The 23,947-nt window shown below is 50.5% G+C and carries 18 protein-coding genes; 16 read left to right on the top strand and 2 right to left on the bottom strand.

Annotation, left to right across the window (positions count from 1 at the left end; translation table 11 throughout):
* Window positions 1–10: 10 nt before the first annotated feature.
* The 12 genes from P1P86_14990 to P1P86_14935 all read left to right on the top strand — a co-directional run bounded on the left by P1P86_14990 (window position 11) and on the right by P1P86_14935 (window position 13,918).
* Window positions 11–748, top strand: a complete 738-nt coding sequence (locus P1P86_14990; protein ID MDF1576492.1) for a hypothetical protein — start codon at window positions 11–13, stop codon at window positions 746–748.
* Between the two features lie 224 nt (window positions 749–972).
* The gene (locus P1P86_14985; protein MDF1576491.1) at window positions 973–1,656 is read left to right on the top strand and encodes an ABC transporter ATP-binding protein; all 684 of its coding nucleotides are present in this window, start codon (window positions 973–975) and stop codon (window positions 1,654–1,656) included.
* A 194-nt stretch (window positions 1,657–1,850) separates the two neighbouring features.
* Complete coding sequence (locus tag P1P86_14980) at window positions 1,851–2,738, top strand: hypothetical protein (protein ID MDF1576490.1); 888 nt, start codon at window positions 1,851–1,853, stop codon at window positions 2,736–2,738.
* Between the two features lie 91 nt (window positions 2,739–2,829).
* Window positions 2,830–3,210, top strand: a complete 381-nt coding sequence (locus P1P86_14975; GenBank protein MDF1576489.1) for a YccF domain-containing protein — start codon at window positions 2,830–2,832, stop codon at window positions 3,208–3,210.
* 221 nt (window positions 3,211–3,431) lie between these two features.
* The gene (locus tag P1P86_14970; protein ID MDF1576488.1) at window positions 3,432–5,714 is read left to right on the top strand and encodes a DUF5916 domain-containing protein; all 2,283 of its coding nucleotides are present in this window, start codon (window positions 3,432–3,434) and stop codon (window positions 5,712–5,714) included.
* Window positions 5,715–5,719: 5 nt separating this feature from the next.
* Window positions 5,720–6,907, top strand: coding sequence for an alpha/beta hydrolase-fold protein (locus P1P86_14965; protein MDF1576487.1), 1,188 nt, complete (start codon window positions 5,720–5,722; stop codon window positions 6,905–6,907).
* A 36-nt stretch (window positions 6,908–6,943) separates the two neighbouring features.
* The gene (locus P1P86_14960; protein MDF1576486.1) at window positions 6,944–8,425 is read left to right on the top strand and encodes a Gfo/Idh/MocA family oxidoreductase; all 1,482 of its coding nucleotides are present in this window, start codon (window positions 6,944–6,946) and stop codon (window positions 8,423–8,425) included.
* Between the two features lie 22 nt (window positions 8,426–8,447).
* Complete coding sequence (locus tag P1P86_14955) at window positions 8,448–9,410, top strand: sugar phosphate isomerase/epimerase (protein MDF1576485.1); 963 nt, start codon at window positions 8,448–8,450, stop codon at window positions 9,408–9,410.
* A gap of 82 nt (window positions 9,411–9,492) precedes the next feature.
* Window positions 9,493–10,482: a Gfo/Idh/MocA family oxidoreductase gene (locus tag P1P86_14950; GenBank protein ID MDF1576484.1), complete on the top strand. Its 990-nt coding sequence runs from the start codon at window positions 9,493–9,495 to the stop codon at window positions 10,480–10,482.
* A 17-nt stretch (window positions 10,483–10,499) separates the two neighbouring features.
* Window positions 10,500–12,083, top strand: a complete 1,584-nt coding sequence (locus P1P86_14945; GenBank protein ID MDF1576483.1) for a glycoside hydrolase family 32 protein — start codon at window positions 10,500–10,502, stop codon at window positions 12,081–12,083.
* Between the two features lie 284 nt (window positions 12,084–12,367).
* The gene (locus P1P86_14940) at window positions 12,368–13,165 is read left to right on the top strand and encodes an SDR family NAD(P)-dependent oxidoreductase (protein MDF1576482.1); all 798 of its coding nucleotides are present in this window, start codon (window positions 12,368–12,370) and stop codon (window positions 13,163–13,165) included.
* Window positions 13,166–13,291: 126 nt separating this feature from the next.
* Window positions 13,292–13,918: a Yip1 family protein gene (locus P1P86_14935; GenBank protein MDF1576481.1), complete on the top strand. Its 627-nt coding sequence runs from the start codon at window positions 13,292–13,294 to the stop codon at window positions 13,916–13,918.
* Here P1P86_14935 and P1P86_14930 read toward each other — a convergent pair whose 3' ends face one another.
* Window positions 13,919–16,777 carry a bifunctional fucokinase/fucose-1-phosphate guanylyltransferase gene (locus P1P86_14930; GenBank protein ID MDF1576480.1) on the bottom strand — a complete coding sequence of 953 codons (2,859 nt, stop codon included), beginning with the start codon at window positions 16,775–16,777 and terminating at the stop codon, window positions 13,919–13,921.
* Window positions 16,778–16,862: 85 nt separating this feature from the next.
* Between P1P86_14930 and P1P86_14925 the strand changes: the two genes are divergently transcribed.
* Both P1P86_14925 and P1P86_14920 read left to right on the top strand, forming a co-directional pair.
* The gene (locus tag P1P86_14925) at window positions 16,863–17,747 is read left to right on the top strand and encodes a sugar phosphate isomerase/epimerase (GenBank protein MDF1576479.1); all 885 of its coding nucleotides are present in this window, start codon (window positions 16,863–16,865) and stop codon (window positions 17,745–17,747) included.
* A 111-nt stretch (window positions 17,748–17,858) separates the two neighbouring features.
* Window positions 17,859–19,178 (top strand): MATE family efflux transporter, encoded by a 1,320-nt coding sequence (locus P1P86_14920; GenBank protein MDF1576478.1) that lies wholly within the window; start codon window positions 17,859–17,861, stop codon window positions 19,176–19,178.
* On the opposite strand, the gene typA is transcribed toward P1P86_14920, so the two are convergent.
* Window positions 19,175–20,980 carry a translational GTPase TypA gene (gene typA, locus P1P86_14915; protein MDF1576477.1) on the bottom strand — a complete coding sequence of 602 codons (1,806 nt, stop codon included), beginning with the start codon at window positions 20,978–20,980 and terminating at the stop codon, window positions 19,175–19,177. The two genes, P1P86_14920 and typA, sit on opposite strands and share 4 nt — an antisense overlap.
* A 120-nt stretch (window positions 20,981–21,100) precedes the next feature.
* Between typA and P1P86_14910 the strand changes: the two genes are divergently transcribed.
* Together P1P86_14910 and P1P86_14905 are read left to right on the top strand one after the other, a co-directional pair.
* Window positions 21,101–22,102 carry an SDR family NAD(P)-dependent oxidoreductase gene (locus P1P86_14910; protein ID MDF1576476.1) on the top strand — a complete coding sequence of 334 codons (1,002 nt, stop codon included), beginning with the start codon at window positions 21,101–21,103 and terminating at the stop codon, window positions 22,100–22,102.
* Window positions 22,103–22,177: 75 nt separating this feature from the next.
* A complete protein-coding gene (locus P1P86_14905; GenBank protein ID MDF1576475.1) occupies window positions 22,178–23,875 on the top strand; it encodes a DEAD/DEAH box helicase in 1,698 nt (565 codons plus the stop codon).
* The last annotated feature ends 72 nt before the right edge of the window (window positions 23,876–23,947 follow it).

The following is a 23,947-nucleotide window of genomic DNA, read 5'->3' as shown; positions in this document are numbered from 1 at the left end:
TAGACTGGCTATGAAAAAAATACTGATACTGATCTCATTCGCTTTGCTTGCACTCTCATGCAGCAATACCCGTGTACCAGTGGAGTTGCCCCCCGATCACCTGAGCTCCAACCCTCAGGGCGCTGGTCCGGCCCTGGAAATTGAGATGATCAAAGGAGAAGGCCATAACCATCCCCTGATAGCTATCTGGGTGGAGACCCTCGACGGCCACTTCGTTCAGACCCTGTATGTGGCCGAGTCCATTGGGAAAGGGATATTCCAACATGGGGATGCCTCCAGGGGATTCTGGAAACCCGGTGAGATTCAGCGTCCTGCTGCACTTCCGTACTGGTCCCACAAACGAGGCATTAAAAATGAGCAGGGACTCTTCCTTCCCACTCCCACCAATCCGGTTCCCGATGCCTATACCGGGGCCACCCCCGAACAGAGTTTCATCCTGCGTACCAGGCTGGATGAGCCTGGACCGGACAAATTAAGGCTGCTTTTCGAGATCAACCAGACCTGGGACTGGAACGAATTCTGGACCAATAACAAGTTCCCCGACGATGAGGAATACAAGACCTCCTGTCAGCCCGCTCTGGTTTATGCAGCTACCATTGACCTTGGAGATGCCGGAGAGGAATATCCCATGGAGATCATAGGCCGCAGTCACCATTCAGGCGCCAGCGGGGAGCTTTTCACCGACCTGGAGACTCTGACCACTGCCCTCCATATAGCCGAAAAGATTACTGTCAGAGTTTTGAATTGAGTGCTTTGTAACAAATATTGATGTCCCTCGTCTTGATAGAGACCGCCTTTGGTAAGTTCATTGAAGCACAGGTGTACGCAGTGTACGTATCCGAACACATGCGTCTCAAAAGTGAACACTATGTAAATAGCTAATAAAGTAGTATATTGCTCTGATTCTGTGAATTAACTGTTTTGGCATATCTATTGTTTTTTTGAGTATCATCATTTATAAAAACCATTCTAATGATTAAAACTGTTGACCTGGTAAAAGTCTTTCGAACCGATGAGGTCGAAACCACCGCACTGAATAATGTAAATATCGAAGTTAAAGACGGGGAATTTGTTGCCATCATGGGTCCTTCCGGTTGTGGAAAGTCAACCCTGCTAAATATTCTCGGACTACTGGACAATCCTACTAACGGTTCCTATGTTTTTCACGAAACCGAGGTGGCCAACCTGAAAGAGAAGGGAAGGACCAATCTCCGGAAAGGAAATATTGGTTTTGTGTTCCAGAGTTTTAATCTGATTGATGAGCTCACCGTATATGAAAACATCGAACTGCCTTTGCTCTATCTCAAGATGAGCGGTTCCGAAAGGAAGAAAAAAGTGGAAGCTGTCATGGAGCGGATGAAGATCAGCCACCGGAAGAACCACTTCCCCCAGCAACTGTCGGGCGGTCAGCAGCAACGTGTGGCCATTGCCCGTGCCGTGGTAACAAACCCCAAGCTGATCCTTGCGGATGAGCCCACCGGTAACCTGGACTCGGCCAACGGAGCTGAGGTGATGGCTCTGCTCACTGAACTTAACGAAGAGGGAACCACTATTGTCATGGTTACTCACTCTCCTAATGATGCCGAGAAGGCACACCGGATCATTCAGTTGTTCGACGGACATGTGGTCACTGAGAACATTCATAAAAAATTATGATCACCCCTGTTCCGGACATGAGAAATCTCATGTTTTAATCTAATTATTTACTGCAATTTTGCAAGACATTTAGGTTAACAATAGGGTTAAATTTTAGGGCTTGAAAAGCTGTCCGCCAGGGCAGCTTTTTTTTTCGGTAAACAATTACTGGCTAAGATTCGTTACCCTATAAATCAAATCTAAAGCTTCTGAACATGAAGAATTTTAACTTCACCCTGATTCTGCTGTTCTCGTTTGCCTTTTTTTCCTCCTGCGTAAACAACAAACAGAAGGAACAATCTTCAGCCGCTTTTGATATTCAGGACTATATCACAGCAGCTGAAACCATCGACCCAACCATCAACAGCGTCGATCAGGTGTTCGATATTCTGAGAATGGTGAATGCCGAATATTATGATGTGCTCACCAACGATCCTTACAAGGCCCACAGCTATAAATCTTCATTTCCGGTAGCTGCTGCAAACCTGGGAATCTACATGGTGGATATTATGTATCATTTCTACGGGGAAGCAACCGAAACCATGTACCTCGCCTTTTCAGCGGCCCGGGAACTGGCCAGGCATGTGGGCGTGGATTCAGAGTTCGGACTCTGGACCTTTGAAAAAATGGAAGGCTCCACCATGCAAAGGGATACCATCACCATGATGTTCAACCAGCTCCTCGAAGAAAGCGAACAATATGGTTCAGAAAAGGAGATGGTTTTCATACATACCGCCTTTCTTACCGGTTCCTTCGTGGAAAAGGTTTATATTACCGGGAACCTGCTGAAGCAAAAAATGCTGGTGGAAGATAAAAGCCGGGAAGACGAGGGAGACATCCGGGAATTACTGGTGATTTTCGTGAATCAGCTGAATCCCTCCACCAGCGTGCTTTATGATGCCTTTCTGAAGCAGCAGGAGCAGCTGGAAGGACTGGTGGTCCTGTCCACCTTCGAAAGACTGAAGGTACTCTCCGGCCACCTGACTGAACTGAAGCCGACCCTGGCTGTGGCACCGGTCGGCGAGATTGCAGCAAACGAAGACCTGAACACGGCCTTTGAACTTATTGAGAATCTTCGCAGTGTCCTGGTCACCGCGCAGTAACATTCAGTTTTTTATCCCCTGATATTGAAAGAGTGTTCCGGCAGGGACCCTCTTTTTTTATATCTTTGGTCAAACTCAATCTACCGGCCCTATGAATTTTCTTGGTAACCTGATCTGGCTCCTCTTCGGGGGACTGGCCACGGCCATTGGTTATTTTTTGGGAGGGGTGGCCATGATGGTCACCATTATCGGAATTCCCTTCGGATTTCAGTTGATCAAGATTGGTTCCCTGTGCCTCTGGCCATTTGGCCGTACTTTCCAGATCGAACGGGGGAACATACCCGGTTGCCTTTTTGGCCTTCTGAATATCATCTGGATTCTTATAGCCGGGCTATGGATTGCCCTGGCCCATATTGTTTTCGGCTTTCTGCTTAGCATTTCCATTATCGGAATCCCCTGGGGAATGCAGCATTTCAAGCTGGCAGGCTTTGCCCTGTCCCCCTTCGGCCGAAGGGTCGACATCATCGGATAATTTAAGGGGAATGCTACCCTGTTCCTGACGCATTACTGAAGAAACATTCGTATCTTGCACTTTAATGTGTAGCTTGTACACATAAAGAGATCCTTCCTCTGAATTATGATCGCTTTAGAGCAAGCTATCCGATTTGTGAAACTCAGATAAGAATTGTTATTGCATTTTAAACTTATAAGACTTTGCAGGGTCCAAGAAAGCAAATTAAACGATCCCTTCATATGGCTGACTGGCCGTATACGGCGGTGAAACGCCGGGCTGCCAGGCACATCCTCCGGAAGATGCGAATGGCCATGCTCCTGTGTGGCCTGTTTCCGGTAATGGTAAACGGAGCCTCTCCTTCCGGTAAGAACGATAGCTATCATATCCAAAAAACAAAAGAAGAGATCCAAATCGATGGCGTGCTCTCTGAACCGGTCTGGAGTGAAGTGCCCGTCGCCGATAACTTCTGGATGAGCTACCCGGTGGACAACCGTGCCGTGGATAAGCACTTGCAAACAGAAGTAAGAATGACCTCAGACGAACACTATCTTTACATCGCCGCTGTCTGCTACGGTCCGCAAAAATATGTGATCAAAACCCTCAAAAGGGATAAAGAATTCTGGGACGGGGATGGTTTCGGGGTGGTCATCGATCCGGTGAACGAACAGACCAATGGCTTTGTATTTCATATCAACCCGGCCGGTGTCCAGGCCGAATACCTGGTCACGGGACAAACGGGACGAAGACAGGAACCCGAGCCCGGACAAACGCTTAAGGGATTCAACCTGGCCTGGGACAATAAGTGGTTCTCGGAGGTCACCACCCATCCCGACAGGTGGATTGCAGAGATCGCCATTCCCTTTAAGACCCTTCGCTTTGAAGAGAACAAAAGCAGCTGGGGGATCAACTTCTTCCGTCGCGATGCAGCGACCAACAGCACCCATACCTGGATTCCCGTACCCATAGAGTTTTTCGAAACGGAGCTGGGTTATACCGGCACGCTGACCTGGGACCAGAGTCCGGATAAAACAAACTCTAACTTTGCCATTATCCCCTTTGCCAGGGGAGGGGTGACCAAGGATTACGAAGCCGGAACAAAGGCAGAACCCATCTACCAGGCGGGAATCGATGCCAAGGTACCCGTCACCTCCAGCCTCAATCTCGATCTGACCATAAATCCCGATTTCTCGCAGGTGGAGGTGGATAAGCAGGTGATCAACCTCACCCTGTTTGACATCCAGCTCCCGGAGCAACGGCTCTTTTTCCTGGAGAACAGTGATCTTTTTGATGATTTCGGGATCCCTCCCATGCGCCCCTTCTTTTCCAGAAGAATAGGCCTGGATAAGAAGGGAAATCCCATCCCCATCCTGTATGGGGCCAGACTTAGCGGAAACTTAAATGAGAATCTTCGGATCGGGGTAATGAACCTGCAGACCAGGGAGACCGGCGGCTTCCTTCCCCAGAACTATTCGGTGGCCTCCTTTCAGCAACAGGTGCTGGAACGGTCGGTGATCAAGGGCTACATCCAGAACCGGGATGCTCTCCGCTCGGAAGATCCCGATTACAACCGGAACGCCGGACTGGAGTTCCAGTACCGGTCGGCCGATGGCCGCTTCCAGAGCTTTGCCGGCTATGCCAGATCCTTTACCTCGGGACTGGAGGGTGAATCCTACTCCTATATCAGCGGCATTGGCTACGACAACCGGAACATCAGCGTCTATTCCAATTTGTCGGGACTGGGTAAAAACTACCGCTCCGATATGGGCTATATCCGGGGACAGCAGTACTACGATGCGGAGCGGGACACTTCCATTTACATCGGCATGAACCACTGGTTCACCCGGGCAGCCTATACCATCTATCCGGAAAACAGCAGGAAGATCATCTCCCATGAATTCAATGGCCGCTACAGCCATGATTTTGATTTGGACCTTTCCCTGTTGAACAGTGAAAGCGAAGTGGGCTATACCCTGGAATTTTCCTCCACGGCCCAGCTGAAGGCGTCCTATAACCATACCCTGGTGGACCTGCTTTATCCCTTCACCTTTATAGGTGAAGAACCGCTTCCGGCCGGGATTTACCAGTATAACCAGGCCGAAATCGGGATACAGAGCGACCAGCGCAGGCTCTTCAGCCTGACGGGTGGGGTGGCTTATGGAACCTTCTACAACGGAACCAGGAGGCAATACACCTTCGGGATCAAATACAGGGCCCAGCCCTGGGGGAACTTTTCGGTCAATTTCGAACAGAATGACCTCGAATTTCCGGAACCCTACGGCTCGGATAAGCTCTTTTTGATCAATCCCCGGATTGAGATCAATTTCTCCAGGAAACTTTTCTGGACCACCTTCCTGCAGTACAATACCCAGGAGGATAATTTCAATATAAACAGCCGGATACAATGGCGTTTCCAGCCCATGTCGGATCTCTATATCGTCTATACGGATAACTATGCCGTAGAATTCTGGGGGCCCAAACACCGGGCCCTGGTGATCAAGCTCAATTACTGGTTTAACTTTTAAACATTATGAAGAATCTGAACAACATTATCCAAAAAAGTACCCTGCTGGCTGCCATCCTGCTTGCCGGCACGATCTCCTTATCTGCCCAGGAAGCACCCTGGATGAGAAACCGGGTGGTTTCGCCCGAGTTACACAACGATAACAGCGTTACTTTCAGGATCTTTTCACCCGATGCCGAAAAAATCACCATCAGCGGAAACTGGATGGACGGCCGGGGAGCCAGTCAAGCCCTGATAAAGAACGATACCGGCCTGTGGACCTTAACAGTGGGTCCGCTGGAACCGGAAATCTACACCTACTCTTTCAGCTCCCACGGAATCCGTTTCCTGGATCCGGCCAATACCCTGGTTATGAGGGATGGACGACGACACGAAAGCATGATCCTGGTACCCGGGGCTGCTTCCGGTCTTTACGCGGTGCAAAATGTGCCCCACGGAACTCTTTCCAAAGTCTGGTATGATTCCCCCACCCTGGAACTGAAGCGCAGAATGTATGTTTATACGCCTCCGGGTTATGAGTCCGGCACGGAGAAGTATCCGGTATTCTACCTCTTGCATGGCGGTGGAGGAGATGAAGACGCCTGGTCGACCCTCGGACGTGCCTGTCAGATTATGGATAACCTGATCGCCCAAGGCAAAGCCAAACCAATGATCGTGGTCATGACCAATGGAAATCCACGTGATGCAGCCTCTCCAGGAGAAGCACCCCCGGCAAACATCGGGGAACCCAGCGTTGGTATTGCCGGTATGGGCTCCGGAATTTTTGAGAAGAGCCTGGTTCAGGACGTGATCCCATTCATCGACAAGCACTTCAGAACCCTTCCCGGCAGGGAAAACAGGGCTGTCAGCGGTCTCTCCATGGGAGGTATGCAGACCATGAACCTGGCCTTCGACCACACAGAGGTATTTGATTATTTCGGAGTAATGAGCATGGGGCTCACCGATCCCGATCCCTCGGGCCGTTCCTGGTTCCAGGATGTGGATGCCCGGATTAAAAACCTGGAGACCAAAGGTTACAAGCTCTACTGGATCGGATGCGGTACCGATGATTTCTTATATGGAGCCGCCAAAAACCTGGTAGCAAAAATGGAAGAGAATCAACTTGAATTTACTTACAGGGAGAGTACCGGGGGCCACACCTGGAGCAATTGGCGAATCTACCTTTCTGAATTCGCCCCCCTGCTGTTTAAATAAAACATGCTATTTCCAACTCCATAACCTTTTATAATCATGAAACAAAAAAAGACCAACAGCAACACAGGTAACAGCCTCTCAAGGAGAGCTTTTATCGGAAAAACTGCTGCAGCCACAGCTGCCTTTACCATTGTGCCGCGCCATGTGCTCGGGGGACCCGGTTATACAGCTCCCAGTGATATGGTGAATGTGGCGGGAATCGGACTGGGGAACCAGGGCGGAAGTGATATCCGGAACATTGCCACACCCGACGTGCCCATCGGACGCGGCCAGGGACTGCCTGGAATAAGATGGTACCGCTATCCGGGAATTACTCCTCCCAGGCCCGAACGACGCATGGCAGCCAATCAGATGGGCGATGCCGAAAGCCCGAAAAGCTTTAAGCATGCCAACATTTATGCCCTTTGCGATGTGGACCATGAATATGCGGGTCACATCATCGCCGGCTATCCCAAAGCAAAGGTATACGACGACTTCCGCAAGATGATCGATAAGGAGAAGGAACTGGATGCCGTGGTGATCGGAACACCCGATCATACCCATGCGGTGATCGCTGCCTATGCCATGAATGCCGGATTGAATGTCTTCGTGGAAAAACCCATGGCCAAGACCATACACGAGGTACGCTTCCTTAGTGAGCTGGCAAAAAAAACCGGTGTGGTGACCCAGATGGGAAACCAGGGCCATAATATTGAAGGGACCATGCAAACGGTGGAGTGGATCCAGTCCGGCGCCATTGGCGATGTCAGGGAGGTCCATATGTGGTCCAACCGGCCGGTCTGGCCCCAGGGATTCCTGGAGCGTCCCGCCGGGGTTGAAGTACCCGGTAACCTCAATTACGATGTCTGGCTTGGGCCGGCTCCTGAGAAGCCTTACCATCCCGATACCACCCATTTTGCCTGGCGTGGACTGTGGGACTATGGAACAGGTGCCATGGGAGATATGGGCGCTCATACCTTTGATGCCCCCATCTGGGCCCTGGAGCTGGGCATGCCTGTCAAGATACAGGCAACCACCACTCCATTTACAGCCGATTACCTCCCGCAGGCCGAACAGGTGATGTATGAATTTGCAGCCCGCGGAAACAAACCTCCTGTGAAGGTAACCTGGAGCGATGGGGGCATTAAGCCTTTCCGCCCGGCTGAACTGGAGGCCGACCGGCAATTGCGGGAAGCCCTTTACATCGGCGACAAGGGTATGTTGATGCACGGCACCCATGGAGCCATGCCCGAACTGATTCCCGGAAATCCGGACTTCAAGGCCCCGGAACCCTGGTTAAACCGTCCCAAGAGCGTATATGTGGATTTCATCGAAGCCATCAAGGAGGGAAGGAAAGCAGCCAATGATTTCGAGATCGCTTCCAAACTCACCGAGATCATGTTGATCACCAACATTGCCGTTATGTCTCAGCAGGTAAATAAAACCCTCGAATATGACGCTGAGAACATGAGGATCACAAACCTGGAGGAAGCTAACCAGTACTTCCATTACGAATACCGTGATGGATGGAAATTATAATCTTTTTTAATCCAAGAAAAACATGAAAAATAAAAAGATCAAATCGAGATTATACCTGCTGGCAGCCGCCGGACTCATGTTAGTGACCTCCTTCCCCGCCCAGGGGCAGGAGGCCCTGAGCTCCAACTACGGAGGAGTCCAGATTGGTGCCATAACCTATAGCTTCAGGAGTATCCGCGAAGTGGATGAGGTCCTGCAGGCCTGTGTGGATGCCGGACTCAGCTCGGTGGAGCTGATGGGAACCGGCATTGAGGCCTACCTGGGAGCTCCCGAACTGACGGTTTCAAGAAGAAAACTAAGATCCGGCGATCTGAGTGATGAGGAGAAAGCAGCAGTTGAAAAATACCAGAACGATATCAAGACCTGGCGCTACTCGGATGAAACCATGAAGAAGTATGTGGCCTTGCGCAAAAAGTTCAACGATGCGGGGGTGAATATCCATATTTATAAATGGACCGCAGGAATGAGCGAAGAGGAGCTAAACTACTCTTTCAAGGTTGCCAAAACACTGGGAGCCATAGGGATCACCACAGAGATCGGTGAGGAGAACTGCACCAAAGTGGGTGCGGCAGCAGAGAGGGCTGGAATGGTGGCGATTTTCCACAATCACTTCCAGTATGCGGAGGCGGACTTTGATGTGGACAAGCTTCTGGCCCTGAACCCGGCCAATCGCCTGAATTTTGACATCGGCCACTATTTTGGTTCTACGGGAAAGGATCCGGTGGAATTCATTGAAAAGTACCACGCTCAAATTGCCAGCATCCATTTAAAGGATAAAACCGCCAGGGACCATGAGGTGAAAGGCAATGAAAACATGCCCTGGGGCGAAGGCCAGACTCCCATCAAAGAGGTGCTTCTCCTGATCCAGGATAAAGGCTGGCCCATTTACTGTGATATTGAACTGGAATATAAGATCCCCGAGGGCTCGGACCCCGTCAAAGAGGTCGCTATCTGCCGGGAGTATTGCAAGGAGATACTTGAGTAGATGATTTTCTGCAGTAGTTGAAAATCATACGCGTTACAAAAGCTCCTGCGGGAGCTTTTGTATTTTTCCCTATCTTAGTTACATGGCTAGAAAAACAATCCGCTGGGGCATGATCGGTACCGGAAATGTGACCGAGCTTAAGAGTGCCCCGTCTTTTAACAAGGTGGAGAATTCACAACTGGTGGCCGTAGGGAACCGGTCTTTCGAAAAAGCGAAAGACTATGCAGCCAGGCATGGGATCCCCGAAGTACACGAAGATCCCTTTGAAGTGATATACAATCCGGAGGTGGACATCGTATATATTGCCACTCCACCCGGATCGCACATGGAGTATGCCCTGGAGACCATAAAAGCAGGGAAACCTGTCTATATCGAAAAGCCTATGGCCCGAACGGCCCGGGAGTGCAGGGTCATCAACGAAGCTGCCGAAAAAGGGGGGGTTCCTGTTTTTGTGGCCTATTACCGCAGGGAACTCGAGTACTTTAAAAAGGTGAAATCGATCATCGACGAAGGAACCCTGGGCCGGATCCTGCATGTCAACCTGCAGCAATTCTATCCGGCCCGGCCGGAAGATTACGATCGCGACAATCTGCCCTGGAGGGTCATTCCTGAAGATTCCGGGGGTGGATATTTCCACGATCTGGGTTGTCATGCCCTGGATATTCTGTTCCATATCTTTGGCGATCCTTTGGAGGTAAGCGGGAAAATCAGCAATGTGGGCGGCATGTACGAACCGGAAGATTCCCTTTCTGCTTCCCTCAGGCTTCCTGATGATTTGCTGCTGACCGGAAGCTGGAATTTTGTAACACCCCCGGCATTCCAAAGGGACCTGGTGGAGGTCTGCGGAGAAAAAGGCTTACTTAGTTTCGGTATTTTCAGCTTTAAGCCCATCACCCTGAATACTGGTGACCACAAGGAAACCATAGCCACCATTCAGCCCGAGCACATCCAGATGCCGCTGATCCGGACCATTGTTTCTGAAATGAACGGACAGGGTCGCTGCCCATCCACCGGCCGGAGCGCAGAAATCACCAGCGAGGTGATGGATATTATCCGGGGAGTTTATACATAAATTTTAATCCAATTCTTATGAATAAGCGGGAAATCCTGATCACCTTCCTGGTCGCACTGCCAATCTTCATTTCTACCTCTGCAGCACAGGCTGGGCATGTTTCCGGAACCGTACAGTTTCCGTACACCGAGCAGTACCGGCCACAATTCCATTTTAGTCCCGATTCCATGTGGATGAATGATCCCAATGGAATGGTATACTATGAAGGAGAATACCACCTCTTCTATCAGCACAATCCAAACAGCAACGTTTGGGGCCCCATGCACTGGGGTCATGCAATCAGCACCGACCTGATACACTGGGAACACCAGCCTATGGCCCTCTATCCCGACAGCCTGGGCACCATCTTTTCGGGTAGTGCAGTCATTGATTGGAGCAATAGCTCCGGACTGGGAAGTAAGGAAAATCCACCCATGGTTGCCATATTTACTCACCATAATCATGCCCTGGAAAAAGCCGGAAGCGAACTGTTCCAGTACCAGAGCATTGCATACAGCCTGGACAAAGGCAGAAGCTGGATCAAATACCAGGGAAATCCAGTGCTGCAAAACCCGGGGATCAGGGATTTCAGGGATCCAAAAGTGATCTGGTACGCGAATGGTAATCGTTGGATCATGGCACTGGCAGCCCAAAACCGGATCATGTTCTATTCCTCTCCCGACCTGATCCACTGGACCCCGGAAAGTGAATTTGGAGAGAATACTGGTGCCCATGGCGGTGTCTGGGAGTGCCCCGATCTCTTCCCAATGGATGTCAACGGGGAAGAAAAATGGGTCCTTCTGGTAAGCATTAATCCGGGCGGTCCCAATGGCGGATCGGCCACGCAGTATTTTGTCGGGGAATTTGACGGGAAACACTTTCACAACGAAAATCCCGGACCCGATCCACGCTGGATCGATTATGGAAAGGATAATTATGCCGGGGTGAGCTGGTCGGATATTCCTGAAGCAGATGGACGAAGAATCTTTTTAGGCTGGATGAGTAACTGGCAGTATGCCAACCTGGTCCCCACCGTTCGATGGAGAAGCGCCATGACGCTGCCCAGGGAACTCCGTCTTAAAAGGGGGCCGGACGGCTACAGGCTGAGTTCTGTTCCCGTGGTGGAAACAAAAGAGTTACGTGTGGAACATACGAGCCTGGAACCGGGACCGGTGACGGAAAGAATGCAGGTGGGATCTGTGCCTGAATGGGCAGCTCCCCTTTATGAGATTGACCTGGTATTTGAATTTGATCCGGGTGTGGAAGAGGGAACTGAATTTGGAATTATCCTGGAAAACAGTCAGAACGACCAGTTAATCGCAGCCTGCCATACCGGGAGCCAGGAGATCTTTATCTCCAGGGACCATTCAGGTCAGACCGGTTTTTCAGAACATTTCCCCGGAAAACATGCAGCTCCCTACCGCCTGCCGGAATCAGGAGAAATCAGGATCCATGCCTTTATTGACCTTTCTTCCATCGAGTTGTTCGTGGATGACGGGGCCCTGGCAATGACTGAATTATGCTTTCCCGAATCCGGTTTTGAAAAGATTCAGCTCTTTTCCGCCAAGGGATCTGTACGTTTAAAAAAAGGGGAGATTTACCGCCTGAAAAGTATCTGGTAAAGAAGCCGGATCAGCAGAGGGGATCTTCCCGGGGCCCTTTGTTGATAACTCCTCTGCATTTGTTAAATATTTACCTCCAAACGGACTCTTCCCGGAGCCGGAGGGCTTAGGATAGACTTCCTAAAATCCTGAACTTTATGTTGAAAAACTTCCGGGTACCGGAAGGGTTTGGCCTGGTTATTGCATCTTTTTCATAAAGAAGGTGAAGTGGCCTTAAATTTTACGATTATTTAACACGATCCACGCATCCAATCGGGATTTAAGTTGTCTTATTAATACAGAATATGAATACCAATACAGTGAATACACAGTACACCATCATACTTGGAGCGGAAGGCGAACTGGGCAAAGCCATGGCCCGGGAAATAGCGCGTAAAGGATGCAATCTGTTGCTGGTATCAACCACTTACATTGATTTACAGAGGTTTGCCATTGGTTTACAGCTGAAGCATGAAATTCAGGTGAATGCCATAAAACTTGATCTTTCCAACCAGGAAGAAATTCAGTTTTATGTAAAAAGGATCCAGGATTCATATGAGATCAGGGCTCTGATCAATAACATCACCTGCGACTGGTCCGCCGGAGAAAACCGGTGTATTTCGGAACTGACCCGGGACGATTTCCAGACCCGATTCCGGGGAGCAGTCCTGATCACCAGGAGTCTCCTCCCTCATATGAGAGCTCTAGCCTCTTCCTATATTCAGCATATTATTCCTTTCCCCTTCAGGAAAGAGCAATTCAGCGAAGGCCTCCAGCATTCCGTGGCCAAAATGTATGCCTTGACCAGGGAGCTGGAGGAGCAGCTTAAAAACACCGGGGTACTGGTAAGCATGGTACATCCTGCTCCCATCAAAAGCCTGATGCAACAGGTGGAGAGTTTTGGCCGGATTTTCGAGGAGGATATTCAAAGCCTGGCCCCCGGCCTGATTGCAGCAAAAGCTGTCAAAGGCATGTTGCGCGGCGATCGGCTGATTATACCCGGACTGCGTAACAAGGTCCTGTTCTATCTGAACCGGCACGCCACCTCCTGGTTCAGGGACGTAGAGAAGTCCTATGACTCGGGGCTGCAGCCTTCCATGTAAAACTATTTTCACCTTGTAGATTCCAGGGAGGAAGGAACCACCTTCAGAATTTTTCTTCCGGCGCTCGATTAAGACTTGCAGATCCATTAAATATTTGTAATTTATGTCTTCAAAAAATCTCACATCATGAGCGACGAAGGCATTAATTTTAACAAAATTTTAAAAGATTCCAGGGAAACCCTGCTGAACCCGAAAGGGTATTTCCAATCCATGCCCCTGTCCGGGGGAATTGCCGAACCTTTAATCAAAGCTGCCATCTACGGAACCATAGCAGGCCTCTTTTCACTACTGTGGAGTGTTCTTGGATTGTCTGCCATGGGGGCCGGCTTACTGGGCGGTGCCGTGGGCATTATGGCTCTGATCTGGTCCATTATCGGAGCCATCATCGGACTGTTCATTGGCGGAGTGATTATGCTGGTAATCTCGGCCATTTGCGGCGGCAACACCGATTTTGAAGCCAACGCCAGGGTGTCAGCCTCCCTGATGGTCCTCTACCCGGTCAATGCCTTGCTGGCATTCTTCTATGGGATCAATTTCACCCTGGGTGGAATAGTCGGTCTTGTTGTGAGTGTCTTTGGCATTTACCTGCTTTACCATGCTGTCATCCAGGCCCTGAAGGGAAAAGAGTCAACGGCCAGGATCGTGGGCATTGTGCTCCTGGTTCTCGTCCTGTTGGGTTTCTTCGGAGGCAGAAAGGCTTCGAAAGCGGTCCGGGACTACTCGGACATGTTCGAAGAGGAGCAGGTGGACTGATCAGGAACGGGAGACCTGGAAGCCGCTTTTTGAAACGCTAAAATCCACAAACCTCGCACGGGCATTCGGCGGATCTGCTTCCAGGTTCTTCCTGGCTCTTAAAGCAGCTTCCGCCGATTTGGCGAACATGATCAGATAACCTCCTCCCCCGGCTCCCAGCAGCTTATACCCCAGCAGGTAATCCTCCACCCTTTGAATGATCGCACGAATCACTTGCGGATTGGTGCCCTCATCCAGGTGTTGGTTCAGAACCCAGCTTAGAGCCACTTTGGCTGCAAGACCCTCATAATCATTGCTTAGGATCGTGCCGAAAGTCTCCAGGGCATGGATTTTCATCTCCTTGAATATTTCCAGGTGGCCCGATGAATTCAGGAACATGCCTTTCACGATCTCGCCCAGGATGTCATGTGCCACTCTGGTCACCCCCGTATAGTACAATAACAACATCTCCCGGGTCTCCCGGTTGGTAAACAGCTGATCGGGCAGCCACTTGATCCCGGGGCTCTGTCTGATCCCTGCTTCGGTTTCCAGTAGTTTGACCCCCCCGAAGATACCCCCGAACTGGTCCTGCCAGCCTCCGCCGGTGGTAAGCATCTGTTCCAGGATCAGGGTCCGGTAAGCGATCTCGTGCTTGTCCCATCCCAGGGCACAGAAATCGTTCAGGGTACCCAGCACGGTGGCAGCCAGATTTGAACTGGTCCCCAGCCCCGAGCCCTTTGGAATAGCCGCCAGCAATGACATTTCGATGCCACATCCAAAAGCCTTCAGCTGCGAGGCCAGATCTGCGTAGTGTTTCCCGGAGAACATGGGGCCGAAGCCGCAAAGAACAAGCGCCGCTTTGGGAATGGAGAAGCCCCCTCCCGGCTGGTCATAATTATTCAGTTCTTCAAAATTATTGATCTCTGTCTTCTCTCCCAGATCGATTGAGCGAAGAATTATCTTCATCTCGGCCAGGGGCCTGACATAAACCTGCAGGGGAAGTTGGCCGTTTAGCTCTACCGAAAGATTGACCACCTTGCCTCCCTCCATGATGCAATAGGGAGGAGTATCTGTCCATCCTCCTGCCAGATCAAGCCGTACCGGGCTTCTTCCCCACAGGATCTGATCGTCCAGTACATTTCGGCGGGGGCTCAGGGGTTCCGCTTTCAGGGTCCGGATCATTTCCTGCCTTAGCATCCCGAAGGCCCGTTTCTCAAAGTGCAGGGCATGCTCCCTGTTCCCCAGGACCCTGGCCCGGAACATATAATCATTCATTCTTTTGATAAGCGGTTCTTTGTTGGAAAGTTCCGCGGGCAGTTCCAGTCCTGATTTGCAGTATTGGGTCGATATCTTCTCCAGATCCAGGAAATAGAAGATACTTTTGGGGTGATTGGCGGCCAGCCTGGGCAGGCTCTGAAGCCTCAGGTCCTCCCTTTGCCGGTATAATTTTTCCGCCCCGGCTCTTTCTGCAAGCTCTTTTGCAGATAGTCGCAGCGATTTCAACCAGAGGGAAGTCTGCCGTTTTTTCTCCAGTATCTCCTTTAGAACCGCTTCCAGCATCTTCATGCTCCCTACAGGGAACAGAGGCAGCTCATACATGGAGGCATCCCGGGTAAAGCCTGCATTCTCTGGCGTAATATTCCTTTGGATCAGCCACTGCTTCAGCTCCTGGTTCATCCAGGTCCCTCTCCTGTCGGCCGATTCCCCGAATTCATCTCCATAACCATAAATCCGCAGGCAGTACTCATCCTCCTCCAGTGGCACCAGATCCAGACAGATATTTGCCGGAAGCAGCACCTTCCATGAGTTTGATGGAATCCCGGTGAGGATATGGTGATGATTCAGTTTCCAGGTGGAGGGAATATAACTGTTCTCTATCCAGATATGGTGGTTCTCTGCACTGAATTCGACCTTCACATCAGCATTTTGTTGAAAGATGGAAGGGTGATGATCCGACTCCCTGGAATATTTCAGGCGCTGGTCGGTGATCCGGTTCTGGAGCCGAAGGGTCGATTCGATCATATCGCTACTGGTACCAAAATGATAGAACTCTCCCTCTTGCAAAGGTACCAGCTTAACTGTAAGAGCCGCCAGCTCTGAATCTGCGGATCCGGACTCTTCCCCGAAAGCAGTGAGCATATCCCCATAGAGATCATAATACCCGGGAGCGCCTCCTTTGAAGGTCTGGCTCTTTTCATCCCAAAGCGATTTTTTCATCAGTTTCAGGGTCGTCTCGCGGTTCATCATCACAATCCCAGAATCCATCAGGTAGAAATAATCCTGTGCCAGACCGGACAACTCCTCCACAGAAGGTTTTTGCCTGACAAAAGCGAGCCGATTCTGCTGGTGACGGCGACTGAAAAACACTCCGTGACGGGAAGCCACCTGGTCCTCTACCCAGATCCCAAAAAGCAGTACATCGGCTTCCGGCAGCTTTTGGAACCGGTCCGAAGAGATAAACATCACATCGCCGCTGCCAATCAGGGTGGTATAACACGCCGGAGCATTCTGAAGAATCTTCTCATAGAAGGAAGCCTGAAAACCAAGCAGCTTCTGATCCAGGTCCTGGCCCTTCGACCACCGGAAAACCGGTATGGGCAATAAAGATTTCCCATAAGGGGCATAGGCCGGAAGCCGGCGGCTCTCCCCACCGGAATGAATAAGCAACCGCCTTTTCTCCATCAACCACTCCTCCAGGGACCCCGTAAAGCCTGATTTTCTGTATGCCAACCACAAGAGATAGGCACTTCCTCCCCCGGAGCCTGCTTTTTTTCCAGCAGGATCTGAGCCACAAAACCAGGCATCCTGCTCCTTATTTTCCAGCTCGTGGAACTTTTCCGCCATACGCGGGGGAAGCGTAATCAATCTCTCAATCGACATAATAGGGTGTTTTCTTTAAAGATACTTTTTACGTTGAAAAGTTCTTTCATATGGATAAGCAATTATCCCTAATATTAGGGGAATTATGCGAAGACGATCCTTTATAAAGGCCTCATCCATGGCCCTGGTGGGAGCCGCGGGGGTGACACCTGCTGAAGCAGGGGCTCATACTCTGTCAGCTTACGGCATTACTCCTTCCCTGAATGCCTACAGTTTTAATCGTGCATTGCTGGAGGAGGGAATGGGCCTGGAAGAACTGTTTCATTACGCTGCCCGTGCCGGATTTACAGCTATTGATCTGACTGCATATTACATACCAGGCTACCCTGCTGTCCCGGACGACCAGGCTTTGTATGAGATTAAAAGAATGGCCTTCAGGACCGGAATTTCCTTTTCAGGAACCGGAGTCCGGAATGATTTTACTCTGCGCGATCCGGAGGCACTGGCCGGAGAGATTGACCTGGTAAAACAATGGATCGTAGCTGCCTCCAAACTGGGGGCTCCTAATATCAGGATCTTCGACGGGAAGGCCCCCTCGGCAGGAGACCCTTCCAGTGCCCTGCATCAGCAAGTGGTGGATGCCTTTCGTGAATGTTCCCTGTTCGCTGCCAGATACGGAGTTAATGTGGCATTTCAAAACCACCATGATTTTCTGATCAACACCGGGGAGATCATCGATATTCTCCGGAGAGTCGATTCGGAGTGGTTCGGTCTGATGCTTGATACCGGCAGCATTGCCGGACCCGATCCCTACCTGGAAATCGAAAAACTGATCCCCTACGCTGTTACCTGGCAGGTGAAGGAAACCGTACGAAGCGGAGAAGGATCAGAAGCTCTGGATGTCAGGCGCCTGATCAGACTTCTTCATAAGCACCAGTATCACGGTTTCCTTCCCATAGAGACCCTGGGCGAGGGCGATCCCCGCGTGAAAGTGCAGGCCCTCTATCAAAAGGTGTCCGCTTATCTGTAGGCCCCTGGCTCCTGTATGCGACTGGTCCGATGCTCCAAGGCCACGTGTGACCGTTCATAAGGCCCGTTGAAAACATAATATGCGTTATCTTCGGACAAAAATTTCCGAAAGGTGAATAAGAAGATCCTGGACCTGGCCATACCCAACATCATCAGCAACATCTCCATCCCTATGCTGGGAATTGTGGACATGGCCCTGATGGGGCACCTGGAGTCGGATGCTTATATCGGTGCCATCGCCCTGGGATCCCTTATATTCAATTTTATCTACTGGAGCCTGGGATTTCTCCGAATGGGCACCAGTGGTTTTACGGCTCAGGCCCGTGGAAGAAGGGATTTGCCGGAGACCATCCAGGTATTCTCCAGGGCAGCCTTCATAGCCCTGATCATGAGCCTCCTGCTCCTGGTCTTTCAGGGAACAATCGAGCACCTGAGTTTTCTGATTCTGAAGGGCGAAACCCGTGTGGAAGAGCTGGCCATGACCTATTTCAGGATCCGTGTGTGGGCAGCCCCGGCTGCTCTCGGGCAGTTTGCCCTGCTCGGCTTTTTCCTGGGAATGCAGAATGCCCGCCTTCCCATGGTGGTGCTGGTCCTGACCAATGTGATCAATATCATCTGCAACTACACCTTCGTGATGAAACTGGGCATGGGATCCGACGGGGTGGCCCTGGGTACGGTGATTGCACAGTACAGCGGACTCCTGATCGCCATCTATTTCTTCCGGAAATATTTCCGGAAACTTTTTAAATACTGGTCCCTGAAGGCGACCATCCAGTGGCTTAAGTTAAAACACTTCCTTTCGGTCAACAGCGATATCTTTATTCGTACCATGTGCCTGGTGGTGGTCTTTACCATCTTTACGGCCCGTTCGGCCAGTGTGGATCTTTTTAACGAAGGAGAGGAGACCATCCTGGCGGTTAATTCGATCCTGATGCAGTTCTTTATGTTCTTCTCCTTCCTGATCGATGGATTTGCCCATGCATCGGAAGCTCTGACAGGAAAATTCATTGGCTCAGGCGACAGAAAATCCCTGGAGCGGAGCATTAAATTGTTCTTTCTGTGGGGCGGGGGAATCAGTCTCTTCTTTACCCTGGTATACCTGCTAGGGGGAGATGCTATTTTCAGGGTGCTGACCAACAACCCCGAGGTGATTGCCAATGCAAAGCCTTATTTCTTCTGGGTGGTCCTGGTTCCTATGGTCTCATTTACGGCCTTCCTGTGGGATGGCATCTTCATCGGGGCCACCGCCGGACCAGAGATGCGAAACGCCATGCTGATCTCCACCCTGCTGATCTTTTTCCCTGCCTATTTCCTGGCAGGAAGGTTCCTGGGAAATCACGGCCTCTGGCTCGCCTTTATCCTCTTTATGGTGGCCAGGGGACTTACCATGCAGTTTATGTCCCGGAAAGCCGTATATGAAAAAGTGAGTTAAGCTTCCAGATTCTTAACCCGCTTCCGTTCATGTTCGGCGAGCAGGATCTTTCGCAGACGGATCGATTGGGGGGTCACCTCCACATATTCGTCCTCTCCCACGTATTCCAGAGCCTCCTCCAGGGAAAAATTCACAGCCGGAGCAATGGAAACCTTTTCATCGGAACCGGAAGCCCGCATATTGGTCAGCTTCTTTGTCTTGATTACATTTACCACCAGGTCGTCCTGCTTGGTGTGCTCCCCGATGACCTGTCCGGCATAGATGGACTCCATGGGATCAATAAAAAACTTGCCCCTGTCCTGAAGCTTATCGATGGAATAAGAGATAGCGGTCCCTGTCTCCATGGCAATCAGGGCTCCGTTCCGTTTACGCACCAGCTCTCCCTTCCAGGGTTCATAGCCGGAAAAACGGTGGGAAATAACCGCATTCCCCTCGGTGGCGGTCAGGATGGGTTGCCTCAGGCCAATCAGCCCCCTGGCCGTAATCTTAAACTCCAGGTTAACCCGGTCATCCTTTTTTTCAATATTCAGGATATCTCCCTTACGACCGGTTACAATCTCAATCACCTTACCCGAAAACTCCTCATCCACATTGATATAGAGGAGTTCCACCGGTTCGTGCCTGAAGCCATCAATCTCTTTGATCACCACCCTGGGTTGTCCCAGCTGCAGCTCGTATCCCTCCCTGCGCATGGTCTCAATTAATATGGAAAGATGCAGAATTCCTCTTCCATAAACCTGCAGGCGATCGGGCGAATCGGTTTCTTCCACTTTCAGGGCCAGGTTCTTCTCGGTCTCCTTAAACAGGCGGTCTCTCAAATGCCTGGAGGTCACAAATTTTCCCTCTTTCCCGAAGAAGGGGGAGTTGTTGATGGTAAACAGCATGCTCATGGAAGGTTCATCAATGGAGATGGGAGGCATGGCCTCGGGATTTTCAGGATCGGCTATGGTATCACCAATATCGAAATCCTCCAGTCCAAGCACGGCCACAATTTCCCCCGAGCTCACGGCCTCCTTGGTTTTCTCCTTCCCCAGTCCAACGAAGGTGTACAACTCTTTTACGGTGGATCTGTGTTTCAGTCCGTTACGCTGAACAATGGAGACCTGGTCGCCCATTTGTATGCTTCCCCGATGCACCTTGCCTACGGCGATCCGGCCGGTATAAGAAGAATAGTCCAGCGAGGAGATCTGCATTTGCAGGGTACCGGGATTTTCCACGGGAGCATCGAAATAGTCCACGATGGTATCGAGCAGATAGGCCATGTCCTCTGTGGGATTTTTCCAGTCAGACCCCATCCACCCCTCCTTGGAAGAGCCATATACGGTGGGGTATTCCAGTTGCTCTTCCGTGGCATCCAGGGCAAACATCAGCTCAAAAACCAGTTCACTGGTCTCATCGGGTTTGCAATTGGGCTTATCCACCTTATTGATCACCACAATCACCTTTTTCCCCAGTTCCAGGGCCTTCTGCAATACAAAACGAGTCTGGGGCATGGGGCCTTCAAAGGCATCCACCAGCAATAAAACCCCCTCTGCCATATTCAATACCCTTTCCACCTCTCCGCCAAAATCTGAGTGACCCGGAGTATCAATGATATTGATTTTAGTCCCCTTATAGGTAACAGATACGTTTTTGGAGAGAATAGTAATGCCCCGTTCCCGTTCCAGATCATTGGAATCCAGGATCAGCTCACCCATCTCCTGGTTATCTCTGAATAGTTTTACCTGGTGCAATATCCGGTCGACCATGGTGGTCTTTCCGTGGTCGACGTGTGCAATAATCGCTATGTTCCGTATATCCATGTTTCTCGGCTCATGTTAAAAAGTCTGCAAAGGTAGCATAATATAACTACACAAAAAACTGATTCTCTTGCTATATTTACCACGATCAAACTATGAAAAATCCCGAAAAAAAACCTGAACATGGCTGAGGGTCGTTTTACAAACCCGGTAGTTGCTTCCCTGGCAGGAATCAAAGATTTCTTTTCCAAACAGCAACTGGCATCCAGGTATTCCGATAAGGACAGGGCCGATGGCAAAACAGTACTTATAACGGGGGCCAATTCGGGACTGGGATTTGCTCTGGCTGTGGCATTTGCCAGAAGGGGAGCCAGGGTGATTATGGCGGGAAGAAGCGGGATTCCCGGAGCCGGGGAAAGGGTGAAGCAGCTATCCGGTTCAGAAAGTGTGGAGATGCGGTACCTGGATCTTTCCAGAATTGAAACCATTCATCAGTTTGTCCGGTCGATGGCTGAAGAGAAGATACAGTTGGACATCTGCATACTCAATGCGGCTGTGGCACTTCCGGGTTCACGCCAGACAGCATCGGGTCAGGACCAGATGTTCCTGGTCAATTATCTTTCCAATGTGATCTTAACCCGGTTACTTCTGGCCAGAGAAGTGATTAAACTGAAGGATATGCCCCCCCTTTCAAAAATCCTGTTTATATCCAGTGATTCACACCAGGGAGCCACTTACATCGATTATGAAGAATTCGGAAGCTACTTTAAATACGGGGTTTCCAAGGGGATTTCAAATTACAGTTATTTTAAACTTATACTAAACACCTACGCCTCAGAACTATCCAGAAGAATTAATCATGATTCTGTCAGATTAAGCATCAATCTGATCTGTCCGGGGCCGGTGGCATCGAACATTGTAAAGGAGGCTCCCTGGCTTCTCAGGATGACCCTGAAAGGCATTTTCCGGATCGTATTCAAATCGCCTGCCAGGGCGGCGCGACCTGTGGTCTACATGGCTCTGTCGGCCGATTACGAGGGGACAAGCAACGAATACCTGCATATGTTTAATCCCAAGAAAATGGACCCCAAAGTCTATGAGACCGCAGAGGGAGAAAAATTATGGTTAAAATCCATGGAACTTCTGAAAACGATCGATCCGGACTTTAAAGCCTATTCTTCATAAACATATGCACGATTATTTCTCCTTTTTGCACCGGGGAAAGTTAATTATCGTACCTTTGCCGCCTAATTTAAAATTATGGAATTTAAGGACTTAGGATTGCGTGGGGATATTTTAAAAGCCGTCACCAAATTAGGATTTGAATCCCCTTCTGAAATACAGGAAAAAGCGATCCCTGTCCTGGCAGAAGGCAAGCGGGATTTCGTGGGACTGGCCCAGACCGGAACGGGAAAAACCGCCGCTTTTGGCTTGCCCCTGATCCAGCATATCGATTTCAAGGACCGGATTACCCAGGCCCTGATCGTTTGTCCTACCAGGGAGCTGTGTATGCAGATAACCCGCGATTTGGAGACTTTTGCCGCTTATCAGGATCATCCGAATATCACGGCCGTTTACGGGGGTGCAAGCATCACCGATCAGATCCATAAATTGAAAAAAGGGGCCCATATTGTGGTGGCCACACCGGGCAGATTGCTCGACCTGATTAAGCGAAAGGCTGTAAAGCTGAATTCGGTTCAGCGGGTAGTGCTGGATGAGGCCGACGAGATGCTGAATATGGGCTTCAAAGAAGATATTGATGCCATTCTCGAACAGACTCCGGCAGTCAAGAGGGTCTGGCTCTTCTCTGCTACCATGCCCAAAGCAGTGAAACGAATTGCCCAGAACTACATGCTTGATCCGCTCGAGATTGTAGTGGGTAAGCAGAACAGTGTGGCGGTGAATATTGAGCATCGCTACTACATGATGAAGGAACGGGACCGTTACCATGCCCTGAAAAGGATCCTGGACTACTTCCCGGAAATATACGGACTGATATTCTGCCGGACGCGACGGGAGACCAGTCAGATCGCAGACAAACTGGAAAAAGAGGGCTATGATGTGGTAGCCCTGCACGGAGACCTGTCACAGGCTCAGAGAGATGCGGCCATGCTTAAATTCAGAGAGAAGACCGTGAGGGTGCTGGTGGCCACGGATGTAGCGGCCAGGGGTATCGATGTCAAGGATATTTCCCATGTGATCCACTACAACCTGCCCGATGATATAGAAAACTATACCCACCGCAGCGGGCGCACCGCCCGGGCTGGCAAATCGGGCTTTTCCCTGGCCCTGGTCAATACCCGGGAAACTTACAAAATTAAGCAGGTGGAATCGTTGCTCGGTACCAGGGTCGCGCAGTCGAGCATTCCCGACTCCGGGGAGATCTGTGAAAAGCAGATGTACGCGCTCATGGACCGGGTCGTAAACACCCCGGTGGATGAGGAGGCCATCGACCGCTACTGGCCTGTTTTCTACAAGAAGCTGAAAGATCTGCCGGCCGAGGATATTGTATTGAAATTTATCTCCATGGAGCTGAATGCCTTTCTGAACTACTATAAAAATTCCGGCGACCTGAATGCAAGCTTTGAAAAGGCAGCTGGACCGGGTGAACGAGAGGCTGGCGGAAGGAAGGTCAGACGGGGAGGAAAGGGAAACGGCGATTTCAACCGGAACCTCAACGGAGCCAAAAGGCGTTTCTTTATCAACCTGGGCGAAAAACAGAACCTGAACAAAGGGGCTCTGCTGAGACTTGTTTGCAGTGAGACGGGCATTGAAAGTTTTCACATGGGACGCATCGACATACACTCACGCCATGCCTTTTTCGAAGTGGACGAAAAAGTCGCCGAACAGGTCCTTCCAGGCATCCGGGAAGGAACCTACGAGGGAAAGGATTTCCAGGTCTCCGCCTCACAGGAGAAAGCGCCCCCCGGCAAAAAGGGGAAGAAAAAGAAGAGCTAGCGTGAGTTTATCACGAATTTCAATTTAAACAATTTCTTCAAGAGTTGAACGGGCTGAATATCAGTCAGATGT

This window comes from Bacteroidales bacterium (assembly GCA_029210725.1).
Taxonomy (GTDB): Bacteria; Bacteroidota; Bacteroidia; order Bacteroidales.
The sequence above is the reverse complement of the archived record's forward strand: the minus strand, read 5'-3'. Positions and strand labels throughout refer to the sequence as shown.